The 18,449-nt window shown below is 40.6% G+C and carries 18 protein-coding genes; 9 read left to right on the top strand and 9 right to left on the bottom strand.

The features are described from left to right. Positions 1–2 precede the first annotated feature (2 nt). A complete protein-coding gene (locus ATS72_RS09110) occupies positions 3–1,043 on the top strand; it encodes a type IV pilus twitching motility protein PilT (RefSeq protein ID WP_006793191.1) in 1,041 nt (346 codons plus the stop codon). A 9-nt stretch (positions 1,044–1,052) separates the two neighbouring features. Beyond that, positions 1,053–2,183 carry a PilT/PilU family type 4a pilus ATPase gene (locus ATS72_RS09105; protein WP_010556578.1) on the top strand — a complete coding sequence of 377 codons (1,131 nt, stop codon included), beginning with the start codon at positions 1,053–1,055 and terminating at the stop codon, positions 2,181–2,183. 73 nt (positions 2,184–2,256) lie between these two features. On the opposite strand, the gene ruvX is transcribed toward ATS72_RS09105, so the two are convergent. The 6 genes from ruvX to ATS72_RS09075 form a co-directional block, all read right to left on the bottom strand. Continuing rightward, a complete protein-coding gene (gene ruvX, locus ATS72_RS09100; protein WP_058429707.1) occupies positions 2,257–2,706 on the bottom strand; it encodes a Holliday junction resolvase RuvX in 450 nt (149 codons plus the stop codon). 128 nt (positions 2,707–2,834) lie between these two features. After that, positions 2,835–3,392 (bottom strand): YqgE/AlgH family protein, encoded by a 558-nt coding sequence (locus tag ATS72_RS09095; protein WP_008132397.1) that lies wholly within the window; start codon positions 3,390–3,392, stop codon positions 2,835–2,837. Positions 3,393–3,560: 168 nt separating this feature from the next. Continuing rightward, a complete protein-coding gene (gshB, locus tag ATS72_RS09090) occupies positions 3,561–4,511 on the bottom strand; it encodes a glutathione synthase (RefSeq protein ID WP_008132396.1) in 951 nt (316 codons plus the stop codon). Between the two features lie 76 nt (positions 4,512–4,587). After that, a complete protein-coding gene (rsmE, locus tag ATS72_RS09085) occupies positions 4,588–5,322 on the bottom strand; it encodes a 16S rRNA (uracil(1498)-N(3))-methyltransferase (RefSeq protein ID WP_006793186.1) in 735 nt (244 codons plus the stop codon). Between the two features lie 74 nt (positions 5,323–5,396). Beyond that, the gene (locus tag ATS72_RS09080; RefSeq protein WP_006793185.1) at positions 5,397–5,873 is read right to left on the bottom strand and encodes a hypothetical protein; all 477 of its coding nucleotides are present in this window, start codon (positions 5,871–5,873) and stop codon (positions 5,397–5,399) included. A gap of 73 nt (positions 5,874–5,946) precedes the next feature. Continuing rightward, positions 5,947–6,840 (bottom strand): DUF350 domain-containing protein, encoded by an 894-nt coding sequence (locus tag ATS72_RS09075; RefSeq protein ID WP_006793184.1) that lies wholly within the window; start codon positions 6,838–6,840, stop codon positions 5,947–5,949. A 77-nt stretch (positions 6,841–6,917) separates the two neighbouring features. Between ATS72_RS09075 and glnE the strand changes: the two genes are divergently transcribed. Next, complete coding sequence (gene glnE, locus ATS72_RS09070; RefSeq protein ID WP_058429708.1) at positions 6,918–9,710, top strand: bifunctional [glutamate--ammonia ligase]-adenylyl-L-tyrosine phosphorylase/[glutamate--ammonia-ligase] adenylyltransferase; 2,793 nt, start codon at positions 6,918–6,920, stop codon at positions 9,708–9,710. A 97-nt stretch (positions 9,711–9,807) separates the two neighbouring features. On the opposite strand, the gene ATS72_RS09065 is transcribed toward glnE, so the two are convergent. The 3 genes from ATS72_RS09065 to tolC form a co-directional block, all read right to left on the bottom strand. Next, a complete protein-coding gene (locus ATS72_RS09065; RefSeq protein WP_033025327.1) occupies positions 9,808–10,380 on the bottom strand; it encodes a toxin co-regulated pilus biosynthesis Q family protein in 573 nt (190 codons plus the stop codon). A gap of 44 nt (positions 10,381–10,424) precedes the next feature. Further along, positions 10,425–11,351: an LpxL/LpxP family Kdo(2)-lipid IV(A) lauroyl/palmitoleoyl acyltransferase gene (gene lpxL / locus ATS72_RS09060; protein WP_058429709.1), complete on the bottom strand. Its 927-nt coding sequence runs from the start codon at positions 11,349–11,351 to the stop codon at positions 10,425–10,427. A 98-nt stretch (positions 11,352–11,449) separates the two neighbouring features. Next, positions 11,450–12,790: an outer membrane channel protein TolC gene (tolC, locus tag ATS72_RS09055; protein ID WP_058429710.1), complete on the bottom strand. Its 1,341-nt coding sequence runs from the start codon at positions 12,788–12,790 to the stop codon at positions 11,450–11,452. A gap of 151 nt (positions 12,791–12,941) precedes the next feature. Here tolC and ATS72_RS09050 point away from each other — a divergent pair, with 151 nt between their 5' ends. Genes ATS72_RS09050 through ATS72_RS09025 form a run of 6 tightly spaced genes read left to right on the top strand, consistent with a single transcriptional unit; the run spans position 12,942 to position 18,445 of the window. Beyond that, positions 12,942–13,580 carry an NUDIX domain-containing protein gene (locus tag ATS72_RS09050; protein ID WP_008110587.1) on the top strand — a complete coding sequence of 213 codons (639 nt, stop codon included), beginning with the start codon at positions 12,942–12,944 and terminating at the stop codon, positions 13,578–13,580. Positions 13,581–13,613: 33 nt separating this feature from the next. Then, positions 13,614–14,072 carry a DUF1249 domain-containing protein gene (locus tag ATS72_RS09045; RefSeq protein WP_058429711.1) on the top strand — a complete coding sequence of 153 codons (459 nt, stop codon included), beginning with the start codon at positions 13,614–13,616 and terminating at the stop codon, positions 14,070–14,072. Continuing rightward, positions 14,059–14,844: a metallophosphoesterase gene (locus ATS72_RS09040; protein ID WP_058429712.1), complete on the top strand. Its 786-nt coding sequence runs from the start codon at positions 14,059–14,061 to the stop codon at positions 14,842–14,844. Before ATS72_RS09045 ends, ATS72_RS09040 begins: the two co-directional genes overlap by 14 nt. Further along, complete coding sequence (locus ATS72_RS09035) at positions 14,829–15,389, top strand: YqiA/YcfP family alpha/beta fold hydrolase (RefSeq protein ID WP_058429713.1); 561 nt, start codon at positions 14,829–14,831, stop codon at positions 15,387–15,389. The genes ATS72_RS09040 and ATS72_RS09035 overlap by 16 nt, the downstream gene beginning before the upstream one ends. A 42-nt stretch (positions 15,390–15,431) precedes the next feature. After that, positions 15,432–17,321 (top strand): DNA topoisomerase IV subunit B, encoded by a 1,890-nt coding sequence (gene parE, locus ATS72_RS09030; protein ID WP_010556570.1) that lies wholly within the window; start codon positions 15,432–15,434, stop codon positions 17,319–17,321. A gap of 29 nt (positions 17,322–17,350) precedes the next feature. Further along, a complete protein-coding gene (locus tag ATS72_RS09025; RefSeq protein ID WP_058429714.1) occupies positions 17,351–18,445 on the top strand; it encodes a PQQ-dependent sugar dehydrogenase in 1,095 nt (364 codons plus the stop codon). Positions 18,446–18,449 lie beyond the last annotated feature (4 nt).

The following is an 18,449-nucleotide window of genomic DNA, read 5'->3' as shown; positions in this document are numbered from 1 at the left end:
AAATGGATATTACCGAATTATTAGCGTTTAGTGTGCAACACAATGCATCCGATTTACATTTATCGTCGGGTGTTTCACCTATGATACGCGTAGATGGTGATGTTCGCCGCATTAATATACCAGCCCTTGCAGATAAAGACGTAAACAGTTTAGTTTACGATATTATGAACGATACTCAGCGCAAAGATTACGAACAAAACCTTGAGGTGGATTTTTCGTTTGAGGTTCCTAATCTTGCTCGCTTTCGTGTTAATGCCTTTAATTCAAACCGCGGTCCTGCGGCAGTATTTCGTACAATACCGAGTGAAGTATTAACACTTGATGATTTAGGCGCGCCAGATATTTTTAAAACAATATCAGACAACCCGCGTGGGTTAGTGCTTGTTACCGGGCCAACAGGGTCGGGTAAATCAACAACACTTGCGGCCATGGTTGACTACATAAATCAAAATAAACACCACCATATTTTAACGATTGAAGATCCAATCGAATTTGTTCACGATAACAAGTTAAGCTTAGTTAACCAACGTGAAGTTCATCGTGATACACACAGTTTTTCAAACGCACTACGTAGTGCGCTGCGTGAAGACCCCGATGTAATATTAGTGGGTGAGTTGCGTGATTTAGAAACTATTCGCCTAGCGATGACCGCTGCTGAAACCGGTCATTTAGTGTTTGGTACGTTGCATACAACCTCAGCGCCAAAAACCATTGACCGTATTATTGATGTATTCCCTGGTGAGGAAAAAGCAATGGTACGCTCTATGTTGTCAGAGTCATTGCGTGCGGTTATTTCACAAACACTCCTTAAAAAAATTGGCGGTGGGCGAGTGGCTGCTCATGAAATTATGATTGGTGTACCCGCCATACGTAACTTAATTCGTGAAGACAAAATTGCACAAATGTACTCGTCTATTCAAACGGGGGCATCAATTGGTATGCAAACAATGGATCAATGTTTAACAAACTTAGTTAACCGAGGCATTGTGACCAACACCGCAGCGCAAGCTAAAGCGCAAGACAAAACACAATTTGGTGGTTAAGGAATTATCATGACTTTATCTTTAAACCGTTACTTAATCACTATGATTGAGAAAAAAGGCTCTGATTTATTTGTATCTAGCCGTTTACCTGTTAGTGCAAAAATAAACGGTGAATTAATTCCTTTGGGCGACGACAAACTCACTGACGAAGAGTCTTTACAGTTGGTTGAGTCTGCGATGAGCGAAAAGCAAAAAGCGGAGTTTCATGCTACTAAAGAATGTAACTTTGCTATTGCAACCGACGAAGGGCGTTTTCGTATTTCTGCGTTTTGGCAGCGCGATAGAGCAGGTATGGTTATTCGCCGAATTGTGACACAGATCCCCGATGTCAGTGATTTGGGCCTACCTTCTACACTTACCGACGTCATTATGGCTAAGCGCGGTTTAGTTTTGTTTGTTGGTGGAACAGGAACCGGTAAGTCGACCTCATTAGCAGCCTTAATTGGCTACAGAAACCGAAACCAACGAGGTCATATTTTAACAATTGAAGATCCTATTGAGTTTGTTCATGAGCATCGCAAAAGTATTATTACTCAACGCGAAGTAGGGCTCGATACAGATAGTTTTGAGTCGGCGCTTAAAAGCTCATTACGTCAAGCTCCTGATGTTATTTTAATTGGTGAAATACGCTCGCAAGAAACCATGGAATACGCATTAAGCTTTGCTGAAACAGGGCATTTATGTGTGGCTACACTGCATGCCAACAATGCCAATCAAGCCATTGACCGTATTATGCATTTGGTACCAAAAGAAAAGCATGACAAGCTAAAATACGATCTAGCCCTTAACTTACGCGCCATTGTAGCTCAACAATTAATACCTACCTCAGATGGTGACGGCCGCGTTGCCGCCATAGAAATATTGCTTAATTCACCTATGGTGGCAGAGCTGATTAAAAACGGCGATATTGGCGGCATTAAAGAGGCCATGGCTAAATCTAACGATATGGGCATGCAAACCTTTGACCAAGCCCTTTTTGAGTTATACAGGCAGCAACGTATTAATTACGCAGATGCACTGCATCATGCTGATTCACCAAATGACTTACGCTTGATGATTAAACTGCGCAATAACGAACAACAAGGTGCGGGCTTTTTACAAGGTGTCACTATTGATGGAATGGGGGATGACGATAACTAATTAGTTATTGTTATTAAAAAAGCGCGACTTTCCAGCCGCGCTTTTTTAGTATTTAACACACCTAATTACAGCGTTACTCACCGTAAAATGATTCAAAAAAACTTTCTAAAATAATTACCGCAGACATATTATCTACATTTCCTTTACCTAAATTTTTATAACCACCTTGCTCAAATAAACGGGCTTTTGCGTCAGCAGTTGTTAGGCGCTCATCTTGTGTTTGTACAGGAATGCCATAGTGATTATGTAATCTGTTAGCAAACTTTTTAGCTTTGAATGTCACCTCTTGTGAAGTGCCATCCATATTAAGCGGTAAACCGACCACCATTAAATCTGGCTGCCATTCGTTTACTTGTACTGCGATATGATCCCAGTTTGGAATACCATCTTGCGCTTTTACGGCTTTAAGGCTTGATGCGCTGCCAGTGAGTTCTTGCCCTACGGCAATACCAATACTTTTAGTGCCAAAATCAAACCCCATTACGGTGCGCTCGCCTTGTGGCTTAAGTGTTCTTTTTGTCATTGATAATGTTTTTCTTAGGCTGCTTTTCAAGCCGTTATGTTAAAGGTTTACATAAAAAAATTCACTTGTAATAGCGTATCTATTTCCAAGTGAATTTATATTATGAACTTAATTTAGAAAGGGGATATTTAAGCATGCCCGGCTTCAGGGCTGAGTTGGCCTATATCAAAGCCAAGCATTGAAACGGCTTTTTCCCATCGTTTTTCAGCGGGCGTGTTAAAAATAATGGCCGGATCCGCTTCTATAATTAGCCAGCTGTTATCAAGCAGTTCTTGTTCTAGTTGGCCTTGTTCCCAACCTGCATACCCTAAGGTGATAATAAACTGCTCAGGGGCATGTGCTGTCGTTAAGCTTGCAAGCACATCTTTAGAGGTGGTGATCATAATATCACTACTGAGCTTTTGGCTTGAGGTATACCCGAGTTTAGGGGAGTGAAGCACAAAACCTCTATCTGTTTTAACTGGACCACCTGCAAACACAGCCACTTTAGCTGCTTGCTGGGTTTTGTCGTTATCGATTTCTATTTTATCAAGTAGCTCACCAACGGTTACGTTGATGGGTTGGTTTATCACCAATCCCATTGCCCCATCTTCATTGTGCTCGCAAATATACGTAACAGCACGTTTAAAAAAAGGGTCTTGCATTGACGGCATGGCGATTAAAAAATGATTTTCTAATGACTGCATAGATTTCACCCTTTCAGTTAATGAATTTTGAGTATGGCACAACCCTGTATTTTATAACTAAATAAGTTAACTGATTTTATTAAAATATTAATACAGCAAGTGCTGCATTAATATTTAAACGTTAAACGCATTGCGTTAAGCCAATTTAACTTATTTAACCTGAGGCTACTATTTAGCTAATTTTCTCTCAATAGCATCAAACAGAATACCTGTGATTGATATATCATACGCGGCTTCAATTTCACGCACACACGTAGGTGCTGTTACATTAATTTCGGTTAGCTTGTCGCCAATAATATCAAGGCCAACAAATACAAGACCTTTTTCTTTAAGAGTGGGCGCAACGGCCTGTGCAATTCTCATATCTGACTCGCTCAATGGGCGAGCTTCACCACGACCGCCTGCGGCTAGATTTCCGCGAGTTTCACCGTTTTGTGGAATTCGCGCTAAGCAGTAGGGAATGACTTCGCCGTCAACCACAAGAACGCGTTTATCGCCTTGTGTAATAGCAGGAACATAATTTTGTACCATGGCATAACGGCTACCGTGTTCGGTCAAGGTCTCGCAAATAACACCTATGTTTGCATCATCTTCTTTTACACGAAAAATAGACGCGCCGCCCATACCGTCAAGTGGCTTTAAAATAATGTCTTTATGCTCAGCTAAAAATTCACGAATTTGTTTTTGGCTGCGCGTAACTAAGGTATCTGGCGTGTGTTCGCTAAACCATGCAGTAAACAGCTTTTCGTTAGCATCACGCAAGCTTTGTGGTTTATTAATAATTAACGTGCCTTCATCTTCAGCGCGCTCTAAAAGATACGTTGCGTAAATGTATTCAGTGTCAAACGGCGGATCTTTGCGCATTAAAATTACATCAAGATCGGCAAGGGCAATGGTGGTTTTTTCTTCTAGTTCGTACCATTTTTCTTCGTTGTTAAATACACGCGCTTTGGCAGCGGTGGCATAAGACTTACCTTTACGAAGTGATAAATCATCCATCTCCATATAGTAAATTTCGTAGCCACGCTCTTGCGCCTGCATCATCATTGCAAAGCCGGTGTCTTTTTTGATGTTAAACCCACTAATAGGATCTGAAATAATACCTAATTTAATTGCCATGCGCTGTGCCTTAATCTATGTGTAATTACTACTAGAGTTTACTAATAGCTTTGATATGAGGGTGTTTTTAGCTATTTCAATTAGCTAAATCACCAAATTGTAGCTGTAATGCACTTAAGACCGTTAAAGCGGCGGTTTCAGTTCGTAAAACACGTGGCCCTAAACGAATATCAACAAATTCTTGTTGTTTAGTTTGTGCCATTTCTTCGTCAGTAAAGCCGCCTTCTGGGCCGACTAAAAACCGAACGCCATCTTCAGGTACAGTAATGGTTTTAATGCTGTGTTCTGCGCGAGGGTGAAGCGTGAGCTTTATCGCGTTAGTTGATTGCTCAAGCCACTGTTTTATGTCTATAGGGGGGTGAACAACCGGTACATAATTTCGCCCCGACTGCTCGGCTGCCGCAATCGCTATTTTTTGCCATTGTTGATGCTTTTTATCAAGGCGGTCGCCAATGAGCTTTACGCCACAGCGCTGACTAAAAATAGGGGTGATTTCGGTAATACCTAACTCAACTGACTTTTGAATTGTAAAATCCATTTTATCACCACGCGATACGCATTGGCCTAAGTGAATTTTTAATGGTGATTCTACGTCGTGAGGATTAAATTGCTGTGGCATAACCACTACATTTTTTTTACTCACTTCTATAATTTCACTTAGGTATTCACCCCCTTCACCATTAAAAATAGACACATGTTCGCCTACTTTCATACGAAGTACTCTGCCTATGTGGCCAGCTGCATCGTCATCGAGTGACACGGGAGTGTTTAGTGTAATAGAAGACGCTTGGTAAATATGAGGAACTCGCATGTGATTTCACTTATAAGTTGGCGATAAAGTTATATACCGCTATGTTAAGTAAGCTGCGAGCTAGGTGCAATTATTTATTGTTTATTAAGTAACTCTGTTAACTCAATAATATCGACTGATGTATCGGCTATGTCGGTATGACAAGATAGGTGGTTTGAAAAGCCTTCGTCTTTTACAGGGCTAAAAGCAAAACCGCTTTCATCTTGAGTGACTAAAAAACGTTTTTCATGCAGTGAGTTATAAATAAAACGTTGTTTTTCATCAGCCAGTAAATAATCGGTTTGATTAAACAATACACCTTTAATGTCATGATGTTCATGCAAATAACTGGCAAGCTCAGAAACGCTAATTTCGTTTTCAAAATCGCAATAACAATAATCTTTAATGAGTTCATCAAACATCATTTTAACTAACTGGCGAGTATTAGCACCTGCAATGACTAAGGTACTTGGGGCATCTCGCTTTGCACTATTAAAATAGTGACCAGCAAACGCTCTGCTAAATTCGTTATCTATATCGATTAATAGATAGTTAGTAACTTCAAATGGCATAATGTCCCAGTGCAATTAAGCAAAGTGTTATGTAAGCAAGTTTTGTGTAAGCCCAAGCGAAAAATGTTTAATGTTAAATAGAAAACATGCTAATTAGTAAATAGCCTATTGCACAAAAAACAGCAAATTCAATACAAGCAATACCTATGTTGTCTTGATGATCAACTTCAAGTGCTGCATCAATATTGGGTAGTGATATTTTTTTTACAATAAATGTTAACGCATATAACAGTATCCACATTACACCGCAATGCATTACCAGTGTAAACAGGTTTTCAACCATTTTACCGTTTTGAAACGTAGCACTCGACAAGCCAGCATACGAGGCAAGCGCTAAACCAATTGATTTACCAGCATAGCGAATACCAATAGAGGTATTTTCTAAATTAAAATTACTTTGTAGCGAAGCGCCTTGATTGGCTTTTGCAAAACGATGTTCGCGTATTTTACTATCAAGTGCAAACATACCTTGCAGTAAAAAAAAGCTGACTAACGCGATTAATAAGTTACTGAAGCCTTGAGTGTGGGTCCATGTATAAAGGCCTAAGGTCATAATGAAATTAGCTATTAGCATGCCAGAGTCTACTAAGGCGGCGCATACATTTTGTTTTAAAATAGCCGCTTCTTCGTTAAAACGATGCAAAATCCACTTTCGGTGAATCAAATGTCCCACTTTTATAAATGAAAACAACAGCAACACTAATATTGCTACTTTAAGTGGATTGGATTGTGCGGTACTTACACTTATTTCATCAAATAAAAAGGCAATGGTTGCAATAACAACCGAAATCTCTGAAGCAAAATTGATCCCCATGGCAAAGTTATCATGCTGGGCTAATTCATCTTTAAGCGCTTGTTTTAATTTAATTTGAGTTATTATTCTTAATGAAAAAATAGTTAAGCAAATAACAGCAAAACTAATAGTAATCGCAACAAAACTAGTGTTAGATAAAGATAAATATGACATGGTTGTCCTAATTAGAGTTAACCTTAAAGGTTTTAATCATTCTAGTACGGTTACTGATGATATAAAAGAGAGGATTGATGAGTAACGCAATACAACTTCCTATTCAATTACAAAAACTTGGGTTAAAGCGCTATGAGCAGCTGTACCCGCAGCACCCTATAGAAAGCGAAGTTGTAAGGTTATTAGCGTTAAGCGACTTTGCTTGGCGCTGTATTCAGTCTCAGCCTGATTTAAAAAGCGGGTTACTATGTGAAGACGAAATTAAAAGTAGAGACATACCTTCCCCCTTCGAAAACTTAACACTGGCAGATATAAACGAAGCACAATGTCATCAAATACTTCGCAAATATCGTGAAAAATACTGGCTTAAAGTCGCTTTTTTAGATTTATGTTGTGAAAACCCAATTGCAGATAGCATTGAGTATATTAGCCAGCTCGCTGATAAGTTAATTCAAAGCGCTAACGAGTGGGCCCATGCGCAAGTGGCCACGCTCAATGGTGAGCCTGTAGATGAGCAAGGGCAATCTTTGCCTTTAATGGTACTTGGTATGGGCAAGTTAGGTGGTAAAGAACTTAACTATTCTTCAGATATCGACCTTATATTTGCATACCCTCGTAGTGTTAAAACTCAAGGCGGCCGAAAAAGTATTGAGGCGCAGGTGTTTTACACAAAAGTGGCTCAAAAGCTAATAGCAGCACTTAACCAAACAACAGGGGATGGGCAGGTATTTAGGGTTGATATGCGCCTTAGGCCATTTGGTGAAAGTGGCCCATTGGTCATGAGTTTTAACGCTATTGAAGATTATTACCAAGAGCAAGGGCGTGATTGGGAGCGTTATGCCATGCTTAAAAGTCGTTTAATTGGTAAGCCCAATCATTATTGGGATGAATTTAATCAATTGCTTAAACCTTTCGTATACCGACGCTATATTGATTTTTCAGTTATTGAATCGCTTCGTAAAATGAAACTCATGATTGCGCAAGAAGTTCGCCGTAAACGTTTAACCAATAATATAAAACTGGGGGCTGGCGGAATACGAGAAGTTGAATTTATTGTTCAAGCACTGCAAATGGTACGCGGCGGGCGAGAGGCTAATTTACAGACGCAATCATTACTTAATGCGTTAAACCAGTTAGCACTAAACCAGGTTATTGATGACGACGAAGCAAAAGAGCTGAAAAGTAATTATCTTTATTTACGAAAGGTAGAGCAATACCTGCAAATATTCGACGATCAGCAAACGCAAACTTTGCCTGATGATGAGATAAACCAACAACGGTTAAATTACCTATTAGCGCAACCAGACTTTGCAGCGTCAGTAAATGAAATTGAGCAGGTAATGGCGCAGGTGCACAATGAGTTTATTCAGGTAATAGGGGAAGAAACAGAGCCTCTAGACACGTGTGAAGGTGCATTTATAAGTGCGTGGGATCATTGTGATGTCAGTTTTTTAAATGAACCTAAAGACGAATGGCAAGAACCACTGCAAGACTTTAAATTACGCTTGTCAAAAGTAAAAGTTGGAAATCGAGGGCGTGAGATTCTTGATAAACTCATGCCAGCCATGCTTAAACAGCTAAGCGACTTTAATGCCAGTGCCATAGTATTTGGTACTGTGTGCCAAATTCTTAATAAAATTATTTCGCGTACTGCCTACTTAGAACTGCTATATGAAAACCCAGGCACGTTAAAGCAGTTAGTTTCTTTGTGTTGTCATAGTAAGTGGATTGGTGAGCATATTTCTCGTTACCCAATTTTACTTGATGAATTAATTGACCCTGCCGTGCTTTATAAACCAACACCACTTAGCGCTTATAAAGACGAAATACGTCAATATTTTTTACGCATAGAGCACGACGATTTAGAGCTACAAATGGAGTCGTTAAGGCAGTTTAAACAAACTCATCAATTACGGATAGCTGCCGCAGACGCGACTGGCGTTTTGGATGTTATGAAAGTAAGCGATCACTTAACCTCTTTGGCAGAAGCCATAGTCGAGCAGGCCGTAAACATTGCATGGCATAACACGGTAAAGCGCTTTGGCATGCCGCCAAACACTGACAATGAACACAAGGGTTTTGCCGTAATTGCCTATGGTAAAACGGGTGGTTTTGAAGTGGGCTACGACTCAGATTTAGATCTTGTGTTTGTTCACAATCACGATGGCTCGAGTCAAACCAATGGCGATAAAGCGATTGATTCTCGCCAGTTTTATTTAAAACTTGCCCAACGTTTAATGCACTTATTTAATACGCGAACGGCGTCGGGTATTTTATACGAGTTAGATACACGTCTTCGCCCAGAGGGTGCTTCGGGTTTACTTGCTATCAATTTAGAGAGCTTTAATCACTATCAACAAACACAAGCGTGGACATGGGAGCATCAAGCGCTGGTTCGTGCTCGTATTATTTTAGGTCAAAATGAGTTAGAAGAACGCTTTTCGCAAATACGTAAAAATATACTTTGCCAAGCGCGTGAAACGGCTGTGTTAAAAGATGATGTCATTAAAATGCGAGAGAAAATGCGTGGCCACCTTGCAAAAGGTAACACGCAGTTATTTGACCTAAAACAAGATGCTGGTGGCATGGCCGACATTGAATTTATTACGCAATACCTTGTTCTTAAAAATGCACACGATAGCGAGCAACTAAGCGTATTTTCAGATAATGTAAGAATACTTACTGATGCTGCTAAAATAGGCTGTATTACAAAAGAGCAAAAGCAGCAGTTAATTAAAGCGTATATTGACTACCGTTCGTGTTACCACGTACTCAGCTTAGATCAGCAAGGAAAGTTAGTTGAACGCGAACAGTTTTTACAAGACATCACTAATGTGACTGCCATTTGGAAAGCAGTTTTTGAGCTGTAGGATTTGTTCAATCATATTTGTTTGCTTTATAAGCAAACACGCTCTAAGTGATGTGCTTTGATAAAAAATCACGCAAAAGCGTGATTTTTTATCTAACTCAAATGTTGAGTTTTAAGCAGTTAGCACGCACAAACTCAGAGGGCAATTCAGTAATTACTGCCGCTCTTTGCTTATTACAAAAGTAGGTGTAAACCTCGTGTTCAAAGTCATCATTTATAGCTCTGCCTACTTGGTACAGGGCTGAGGTGAAATTACTGTCCACCCTAAAATGATCTTTAACGACATAGTCTTTACTTAAGTACCAATAGAGCTCAATGCCTTCGCTTTTAGCATACTCAACTAAAACATCTTTCAATGTTGAACCGTTTTCGAAGCGCCTAGGCTCCACACTTCCTGTCCAACTTGCAGGCATGGGGGTAACAGTGCGCGTACGCTGTTCTAAAACTCTATCGACAGTTTGATCTGGCTTTTTTAAACTCAATACGTATTGGTCGCGCTCTTTGTTGCTTTTAACTTGATTTCGAATCGAGGCATAAAAGCGAGATAATCCTTCGGCAGCGGCATTTTTAGATTCTTTTAAATCTAATGTTGGAACATTTCCCATTAAAAAGTACGCAGCAAGCGCTATTAATATGACTGCAAATGACAAGTACCTAATCCAAAACCACATTACAACAACCACCCTTATTTGTTCCTGTTATTGTTATACCATTACTAATTGTAAAATGAAGGAGTATTTTTATCTGGTCGCGTTTTAAAACGGCGATGTAGCCACATGTATTGTTCTGGTGCGGCATTAATTGATAATTCCATGCGTTGATTAACACGCGTGACATCGGCTTTGTCATCACCGCTTGGGAAGTTTTCAAGCTCTGGAACAATTTCTAAATGGTACTTTCCACTTTCGTCTCGGCGGGTAATCAAACTCATAGTTTCGCAATTTTTACTGCCAGCAAACATCAGTGTACCTGTTGTAGTTGCGGTATCTTGCACTGCATAAAAAGGGACGAATTCACAGCGGTTACGGCCGTAGTCTTGATCGGGTAGGTAGTAGCACACTTTTTTATTTTTTAAGGCTTTTAGTAAGCCTTTTACGTCTTTTTTACCGACCAAGTATTCATTAGAGCGAAGGCGACCATTAGTTGTAAAGTACTCCATTAGTGGGTTGTTGTGCGGGCGGTAAAAACCGATACCCATACAGCCCAACCCCATTAATCGGCCTGCCATTTCAAGGTGTAAAACATGAGGTACTAGTAACAGTACGCCTTTTCCAGATTGTTGCACTCGTTCGAAGTGTTCAAGCCCTTTTAAAGACCCTAAAGCTTTTTTCGCTCGCCACTGCGGCCACCACCATGCCATTCCGGTTTCAACCATCGCAATGCCAGTGTTTTCCATATTTTTTAGCACCAATGCTTTTTGATCTTCGTCGCTCATATCAGGAAAGCAGCGTTTAATATTTACTTCGGCAATGTGTCGGCGGCGTTTCATGTATTTATGAACTAAACGGCCAAGTAGTTTGCCCAGGGCTAATTGAAGTTTTTGCGGAAGCCAAGAAATTAGGTATAAGAAAAAAACGCCAATCCACGTTAGCCAGTATCGAGGGCCTAAAAAAGATGCTTTAAAAGGAGATGAGGTGACCACAAAAATTGCTCTAAAATTAAAAACGCTAGTTTAACGCTAAGCGCTGTAAAATACAAAAAGCCAGCATGTAGCTGGCTTTGTATGTGTTTTTTGACTGCTTAGACTGCTTTTAAACCCTGGTTTATAGCTACTAGGTCTTTGCTTGTTAGTGTACCCGCCGCTTGCTTTAAGCGCAGAGTAGACAGGACATAACGATAACGTACATCAGCAAGGTTACGTTTAGCATTGTATAGGTTTTGTGTGCTTACAAGTACATCAACAATTGTACGCGTACCAACCTCAAAACCTGCCTCTGTTGCTTTTAAAGCACTTTGGGCAGAAACAACAGCTTGCTCTAACGCTTTGTAAGTTGCAATGTCAGACACTACTTGATTGTAAGAGGTAATAACCGTGCGGGTAATTGCGCGGTAATTGGCTTCGTAATCTTGGCTAGCTGCCACGTAAAATGCACGTGCTTGATCAGTAGCTGCAACTGTTGCACCCCCAGAGTATAAAGGCAGGCTAAAGTTAAGGCCTACCGAGGTTGAGTCTGCACGAGGTTGTCTAGTTAGGCTTGTACCATCTCTGTCTGCGTCTGTTAAAGAGTCGCCATAACTTGCGCTTAGGGTTAGCTTTGGATAGTGGCCCGCTCTTGCCAGTTTAATTTGATCTTGGGCTATATCTACGGTTACTTTAGCAACTTGCAAGCTAATATTTTTATCTTTAGCAATATTTAAAAAGTCGCTAGAGTCTCGAGCTGGCTTAGTTGTAGAAAATGTCTCTGTATTTAAAAAGTCTAACTTAGCGTGGTATTTACCCGTAATTTCTCGTAGTTGCTCACGCGCTGTTTCTACTGAGTTATTAGCAATAATTTCTTGTGCAACAGAGTTGTCGAACTGTGCTTGTGCTTCGTGTACATCGGTAATTGCCGTTAAACCAACAGCATAACGTTGTTTAGTTTGTTCAAGCTGGCGTTCGATGGCGCGTTTTTCCGTTTTAATAAATTCAAGGTTATCAATCGCACTTAAAACGTTAAAGTAGCCTTCAGCAACACGAACAATTAAGTTTTGTTTAGCCGAGTCGTATTGAGCATTTGCTTGCAACGCTTGTTTGTCTGCAATGTCTAACGAGTTCCATGCGCCTAAGTCGAATAAGGTTTGGCTTAAGCTAAGACCACGGGTGAATTGATTAGAGTCGCTTTCAACTTTTTCATCCACACTTTCAAAAGAGGTTGAGTCACTTTTTGTGTAACCCATTGTTAAACCAATTTGCGGCAATAATGCAGCCATTGCAGTATCTGCTTGGTAAGATTGTGCATCTGCTTGGGCTTTTGCTTTTAAAACGGTAGGATCGTTGGCCGTTGCAATTTCAAAAACTTGTAGTAAATCTTCAGCGTTTGCTGCTGTTGTGCCTAATGCGCATGATAAACTAACTAGCGCCGCAAGAATGTTCTTTTTCATGTGTTGTTCGGTCCTTAGACAATTTTTATACTAAAACCATGGTAACCTGTTTTACGTAATAACTAAAAATAAAAAGAGTAAAACAGTGCGTCGAAATGTAACAGAATATATTAACGTACTTCAAAGTTTTTAATAAGTAGAGGATGCTTACGTGCCAGATAAAAAACTTGTTCAGTTTACGCATAAAGATGTCAGCGTAAAGCCGGTCAAAAATTTGTATAAAGGCTTTTTTCAGGTTGATTTGTATCAGTTTGAACATGCCTTGTTTGCGGGCGGTAAATCAGAACTTATTAGTCGCGAGATTTTAGAGCGTGGAGACGCCATTGCTGTGTTGCCTTACGACCCCATATCAGACACTGTGCTTTTAATAGAACAAATACGTATAGGGGCTATTAAAAGCAAACATTCACCTTGGCTACTAGAATGTATTGCTGGAATGACTGACGGCAGTGACGATTATGAATCGGTCGTAAAGAAAGAAGCGTACGAAGAAGCTGGGCTTAATTTAACAGAGCTTGAATTTATGCTTTCGTACCTTTCAAGCCCTGGTGGTACAACAGAGCGGTTACATTTATATCTTGCACGAGCCGATTTAAGTGACGTTGAGTCTGGTGTGTATGGCCTTGAAACCGAAGGTGAAGATATAAAAACTCATGTACTCAGCGTTGATGATGCGCTAACTCGCCTCAACAATGGTGAAATGGATAATGCTGCAACCGTTATTTGCATGCAGTGGCTTGCGCTTAACCATGAAAAAATGAAACACAAGTGGACAGACTCTTCTTCATAGCCACAAATTGGCTCACAGTATAATGGTGGTATTTTGACAGTACAATTAGCAACAAATAGATATATCCAAAACCTCCCAAAGTATTTAACGCTTTGTGAGCACAATTACTTACGACTTTTAAAATTGTTACCGGCTGAACGAGCGATTGGCTGCAGCCGAGAAGTGAAGTTGGGGAACAGTGAGTTTGCGACTAAGGTTGATGGCAGTGCAAAATACACTATGGATATTTCTATTAAGCAGCTAAGCGGCATGGTAAAGGGGATTGCACCGCTTTATTTAACTGTGAGGTTGTATCACGATGCTAAAGTGGCTGAAATTATCCATCACGATTACCATCAGCGTATTAAGCCTTCTTATGGTTACCCTAATCCAAAAATGCACCAAAAAGATGAAAAATATCAACTTAATGCATTTTTATACGACTGGCTTGTAGCCTGTGTAGAACACGGACAAGCAACGCTGAATTGGGATGTAAATAATGGCTTGGTTTGATGAACCTTACCTCATTGATAAGTCGTCGCTACGCATAGCACATATTACCGATTGTCATTTATTCTCAAATAAAGCAGGTGAGTACTTTGGCGTAAATACGGCGAATTACTTTGAACAGGCGCTGGCTCATATGGCTAAGCAATCCCTTGACTTTGTAATATTTGGCGGCGACCTTACACAAGATCATAGCGCAGAGTCCTATTTTTTATTTAGTGAGCTGATTAACCAAAGTGATTTAAGATGCCCTGTTTTTTGGGTTCCAGGTAACCATGATGATATTGCCCAGCTTAACCGAATGAGTGGTGGGCAAATAAATCGCGCTAAACATATAGTGGCAAATGGCGTTGAGTTACTTCTTATTAATTCTAAAGGGCCAACGCCTGCAGGGTGGGTAACAGGCACGCATTTGAATGAAATTACCGAACGGCTGTTTGCTTCGGCGAGTTCCAAAATTATGTTTTGTCACCATAACCCACTCCCCATTGATGGCTACCTAGACAAACACATGCTCGAAAACGGGCCGCAATTACTTAATATATTAGTTAATAGCGAAAACGTTTTCGGCTTGTTTCATGGTCATGTGCATAACGAATACATGCAAACGTTTAGAGCGCTTCCCATTTACGCGACCCCAGCCAGCTCAGTGCAGTTTAAAAAACACAGCCCCGAATGGATACAGCAAGACCATGGGCCAGCATACAGGCTAATATGTGTAAGCACGAATAAAGAGAATATAAGCACAGATATGGAAGTAGTATGGCTAAACGGGTAATCTATATTCATGGTTTTAATAGCTCAGATAAATCATATAAAGCTGTGCGCTTTGGCGAGCTTATGGCACACTATGACGTTGACTATTGTGTACCGCGCCTAAACCATGAGCCCATACAAGCCATCATAGCGCTTGAGCAATTACTTACACCTAATACTGTTTTATTAGGAAGCTCATTAGGCGGATTTTTTGCCACGTATTTATCGCAGCGTTATCAAATTCCTGCTGTGGTTATAAATCCCGCGGTTGCGCCATACACTTTATTAAAGCCGTTGCTTGGTTTAAATTATAATCCGTATCAAGATTATCATTATGAATTGAATAGCAGCCACATAGCGGCTTTAAAAGCGTTGGCTGTTGATGACCTAAAGCACCCTGAATTACTGTATTTATTACAGCAAACAGGCGATGAAGTGTTAAATTTTCAACACGCAGTAAACTATTATTCGCAATGTAAGCAAAGGGTCGAGTTTGGTGGCGATCATAGCTATCTTGGCTTTGAACAAACCTTTGCAAGTATTGTAGATTTTCTTAAAATCACGTAAAACTAGTTAAGCATAGCCTTAGCGCATATAAAGATAAAAACTATGAGTGATCAAAATTATAACGCCGAAGCCATTGAAGTACTTAATGGATTAGATCCGGTAAAAAGACGCCCCGGGATGTACACCGATACTGTGCGCCCAAATCATTTAGGCCAAGAAGTAATCGATAACAGTGTCGATGAAGCTATGGCGGGCCATGCAACTAAGATTGACGTAATTCTACACGAAGATAACTCGCTTGAAGTCAGTGATGATGGTCGTGGTATGCCCATAGATATTCACCCAGAGGAAGGTATTCCAGGTATAGAGCTTATTTTTACTAAGCTGCATGCCGGTGGTAAATTCTCAAACAAAAACTATCAGTTTTCAGGTGGTTTACACGGGGTAGGTATTTCAGTTGTAAATGCATTATCTACACGTGTAGAAGTAACAGTTCGCCGTGATGCGCAGCAATACAGAATGGCCTTTGAAAACGGTGATAAAGTTGAAGATTTAAACGTTATAGGCACTGTCGGTAAACGTAACACCGGGACTACCGTGCGCTTTTGGGCCGATGCCAGCTATTTTGACTCTGCTAATTACTCTATTACCAAGCTTAATCATTTATTAAAAGCCAAAGCGGTACTTTGTCCTGGTTTGCGTATTAAATTTGTTAATAAACAAACAAAAGAAACGCAAGAATGGTTTTACGAAACCGGCTTAAAAGATTATTTAATTGAAGCGGTTAAAGGTTTCGAAACGCTGCCACAAGACCCATTTGTAGGTGAGTTTAAAAGCGCTATTGAAGGTGTTGATTGGGCTGTGGTATGGCTGCCAGAGGGCGGTGAATCGATAGCTGAAAGCTATGTAAACCTAATCCCCACTGCGCAAGGCGGTACACATGTTAATGGTTTACGCCAAGGCTTACTTGAAGCTATGCGCGAGTTTTGTGAATTTAGAAACCTATTACCTCGTGGTGTAAAACTTACCCCAGACGATATATGGGAGCGCTGTAGTTATGTGCTTTCGGTTAAAATGCAAGACCCTCAGTTTGCCGGCCAAACAAAAGAAAAACTGTCTTCACGCACTTGTGCGGCACTTGTTTCGGGTGTTGTAAAAGATGCATTTAGCCTTTGGTTAAATGAACATACAGATACAGCCGAGTTGTTAGCTGAGCTGTGTATATCAAACGCACAAAGTCGTTTAAAAGCCGCTAAAAAAGTAGTGCGAAAACGCGTTACAGCGGGACCTGCATTACCGGGTAAACTTACCGACTGTAGTGCAGCAGATAACGACCGTACTGAACTGTTTTTAGTAGAGGGTGACTCTGCTGGTGGCTCGGCTAAGCAAGCGCGAGATCGTGAGTTTCAAGCAATAATGCCGCTGCGTGGTAAAATTTTAAATACGTGGGAAGTTGAGTCAGGGCAAATATTAGCATCGCAAGAGGTACATGATATTTCGGTGGCTTTAGGGATCGATCCGGATTCAGCCGACATGAGCGGGCTACGCTACAATAAAATTTGTATATTGGCCGATGCTGACTCCGATGGTCTTCACATTGCCACACTGTTATGTGCTTTGTTTGTTCGACACTTTCCGCAGTTAGTAAAAACAGGTCATGTATACGTAGCAATGCCACCATTATTTAGAATAGATATTGGTAAAGAGGTATTTTACGCCCTAGATGAAGATGAAAAAACCAGTATTTTGGCCCGTATTGAAGCAGAAAAAAAGCGCGGTAAAGTAAACGTACAGCGATTTAAAGGATTGGGTGAAATGAACCCACTGCAACTTCGCGAAACCACCATGGATCCAAATACAAGACGTTTAGTTCAGCTAACACTTGATGAAGAAGTTCAAACCATGGAAATGATGGATATGTTACTTGCTAAAAAGCGTTCGCCAGACAGGCGCCAATGGTTAGAAGATCATGGTAACAAGGCACAAGTATAATGATGCGTGTTGGCCACTAGGAGATAGAAATGAATAAACTACTAGCAAGTATATTGTTACTGAGTTTAATAAGTGCGCCTGCAATGGCTAAAAACATACTAGACAAGCTTAGTGTTGCGCCTGGTTTTGAACTTAGTTTATTTGCAGACGATGTTGAAAATGCGCGCCAAATTGCAGTATCAAAAAAAGGCATTGTTTACGCAGGCTCGCGCAAAGCAGGTAATGTGTATGCGCTTATCGATCATAATAGCGATGGCGTAGCCGATAAAAAAATTGTGATTGCAGAGGGTTTAAATATGCCCTCAGGGCTGGCTATTAAAGAGGGTGATTTATACGTAGGTGAAGTGCATCGTATTATTCGCTTTAAAAATATAGACACCCAATTAAAAGACCCAAAGTTTGATGTGATCTACAACGCATTGCCTTCAGAGCGCCACCATGGCTGGAAGTTTTTACGCTTCACACCCACAGGCGAATTGCTTATTCCTGTAGGTGTACCGTGTAATATTTGCGCCGAAGACGAGCGCTTTGGTCGTATTTTTTCACTAAACGTAGAAACCAAGCAAATTAAAACAATAGCGCAGGGCGTTCGAAATACCGTTGGTTTTGATTTTCACCCAAGCACTCAGGCTTTGTGGTTTAGTGATAATGGCCGCGACATGATGGGCGATGATATTCCACCAGATGAAATAAACCGCGTAAGTAAAGAAGGGGAGCACTTTGGGTTCCCTTATATTCATGCCGGTGCGATTAGTGATCCTGAATTTGGTAAAGGAAAAAATATTGCTGATTACACGTCTCCTGCGCTCGCATTGCCTGCCCATGTGGCACCATTAGGTATTCATTTTTACAACGCAAAACAATTCCCAGCAAGCTACAAAGAGCAGTTATTTGTTGCTGAACATGGCTCATGGAATCGTAGTAAAAAAGCAGGCTACAAAGTAGCTATAGCCACAATAGAGCAAGGCCGTGTGACTAAATACACGCCGTTTATTACCGGCTTTATGAAAGACGAAACAACATTTGGACGCCCAGTTGCATTTGCAGAGTTAGGTGACGGCAGTCTGTTAGTAAGTGACGATTACGCCAATGTAATCTACCGCGTAAGCTATAAGAAAAACTAGGTAA

Origin of the sequence: Pseudoalteromonas sp. 13-15 (assembly GCF_001468205.2) — a bacterium.
GTDB lineage: Bacteria > Pseudomonadota > Gammaproteobacteria > Enterobacterales > Alteromonadaceae > Pseudoalteromonas > Pseudoalteromonas marina.
This window is presented reverse-complemented; position numbering and strand designations above follow the sequence as displayed.

Bases quoted from the DNA above. Each gene is read 5' to 3' on its own strand.
- ATS72_RS09065 (WP_033025327.1), bottom strand. From the start codon at position 10,380: ATGTGGTTTTGGATTAGGTACTTGTCATTTGCAGTCATATTAATAGCG.
- ATS72_RS09105 (WP_010556578.1), top strand. From the start codon at position 1,053: ATGACTTTATCTTTAAACCGTTACTTAATCACTATGATTGAGAAAAAA.
- parE (WP_010556570.1), top strand. From the start codon at position 15,432: ATGAGTGATCAAAATTATAACGCCGAAGCCATTGAAGTACTTAATGGA.
- tolC (WP_058429710.1), bottom strand. From the start codon at position 12,790: ATGAAAAAGAACATTCTTGCGGCGCTAGTTAGTTTATCATGCGCATTA.
- glnE (WP_058429708.1), top strand. From the start codon at position 6,918: ATGAGTAACGCAATACAACTTCCTATTCAATTACAAAAACTTGGGTTA.
- ATS72_RS09040 (WP_058429712.1), top strand. From the start codon at position 14,059: ATGGCTTGGTTTGATGAACCTTACCTCATTGATAAGTCGTCGCTACGC.
- rsmE (WP_006793186.1), bottom strand. From the start codon at position 5,322: ATGCGAGTTCCTCATATTTACCAAGCGTCTTCTATTACACTAAACACT.
- ATS72_RS09110 (WP_006793191.1), top strand. From the start codon at position 3: ATGGATATTACCGAATTATTAGCGTTTAGTGTGCAACACAATGCATCC.
- ATS72_RS09095 (WP_008132397.1), bottom strand. From the start codon at position 3,392: ATGCAGTCATTAGAAAATCATTTTTTAATCGCCATGCCGTCAATGCAA.
- gshB (WP_008132396.1), bottom strand. From the start codon at position 4,511: ATGGCAATTAAATTAGGTATTATTTCAGATCCTATTAGTGGGTTTAAC.
- ATS72_RS09035 (WP_058429713.1), top strand. From the start codon at position 14,829: ATGGCTAAACGGGTAATCTATATTCATGGTTTTAATAGCTCAGATAAA.
- ATS72_RS09025 (WP_058429714.1), top strand. From the start codon at position 17,351: ATGAATAAACTACTAGCAAGTATATTGTTACTGAGTTTAATAAGTGCG.
- ruvX (WP_058429707.1), bottom strand. From the start codon at position 2,706: ATGACAAAAAGAACACTTAAGCCACAAGGCGAGCGCACCGTAATGGGG.
- ATS72_RS09080 (WP_006793185.1), bottom strand. From the start codon at position 5,873: ATGCCATTTGAAGTTACTAACTATCTATTAATCGATATAGATAACGAA.
- ATS72_RS09075 (WP_006793184.1), bottom strand. From the start codon at position 6,840: ATGTCATATTTATCTTTATCTAACACTAGTTTTGTTGCGATTACTATT.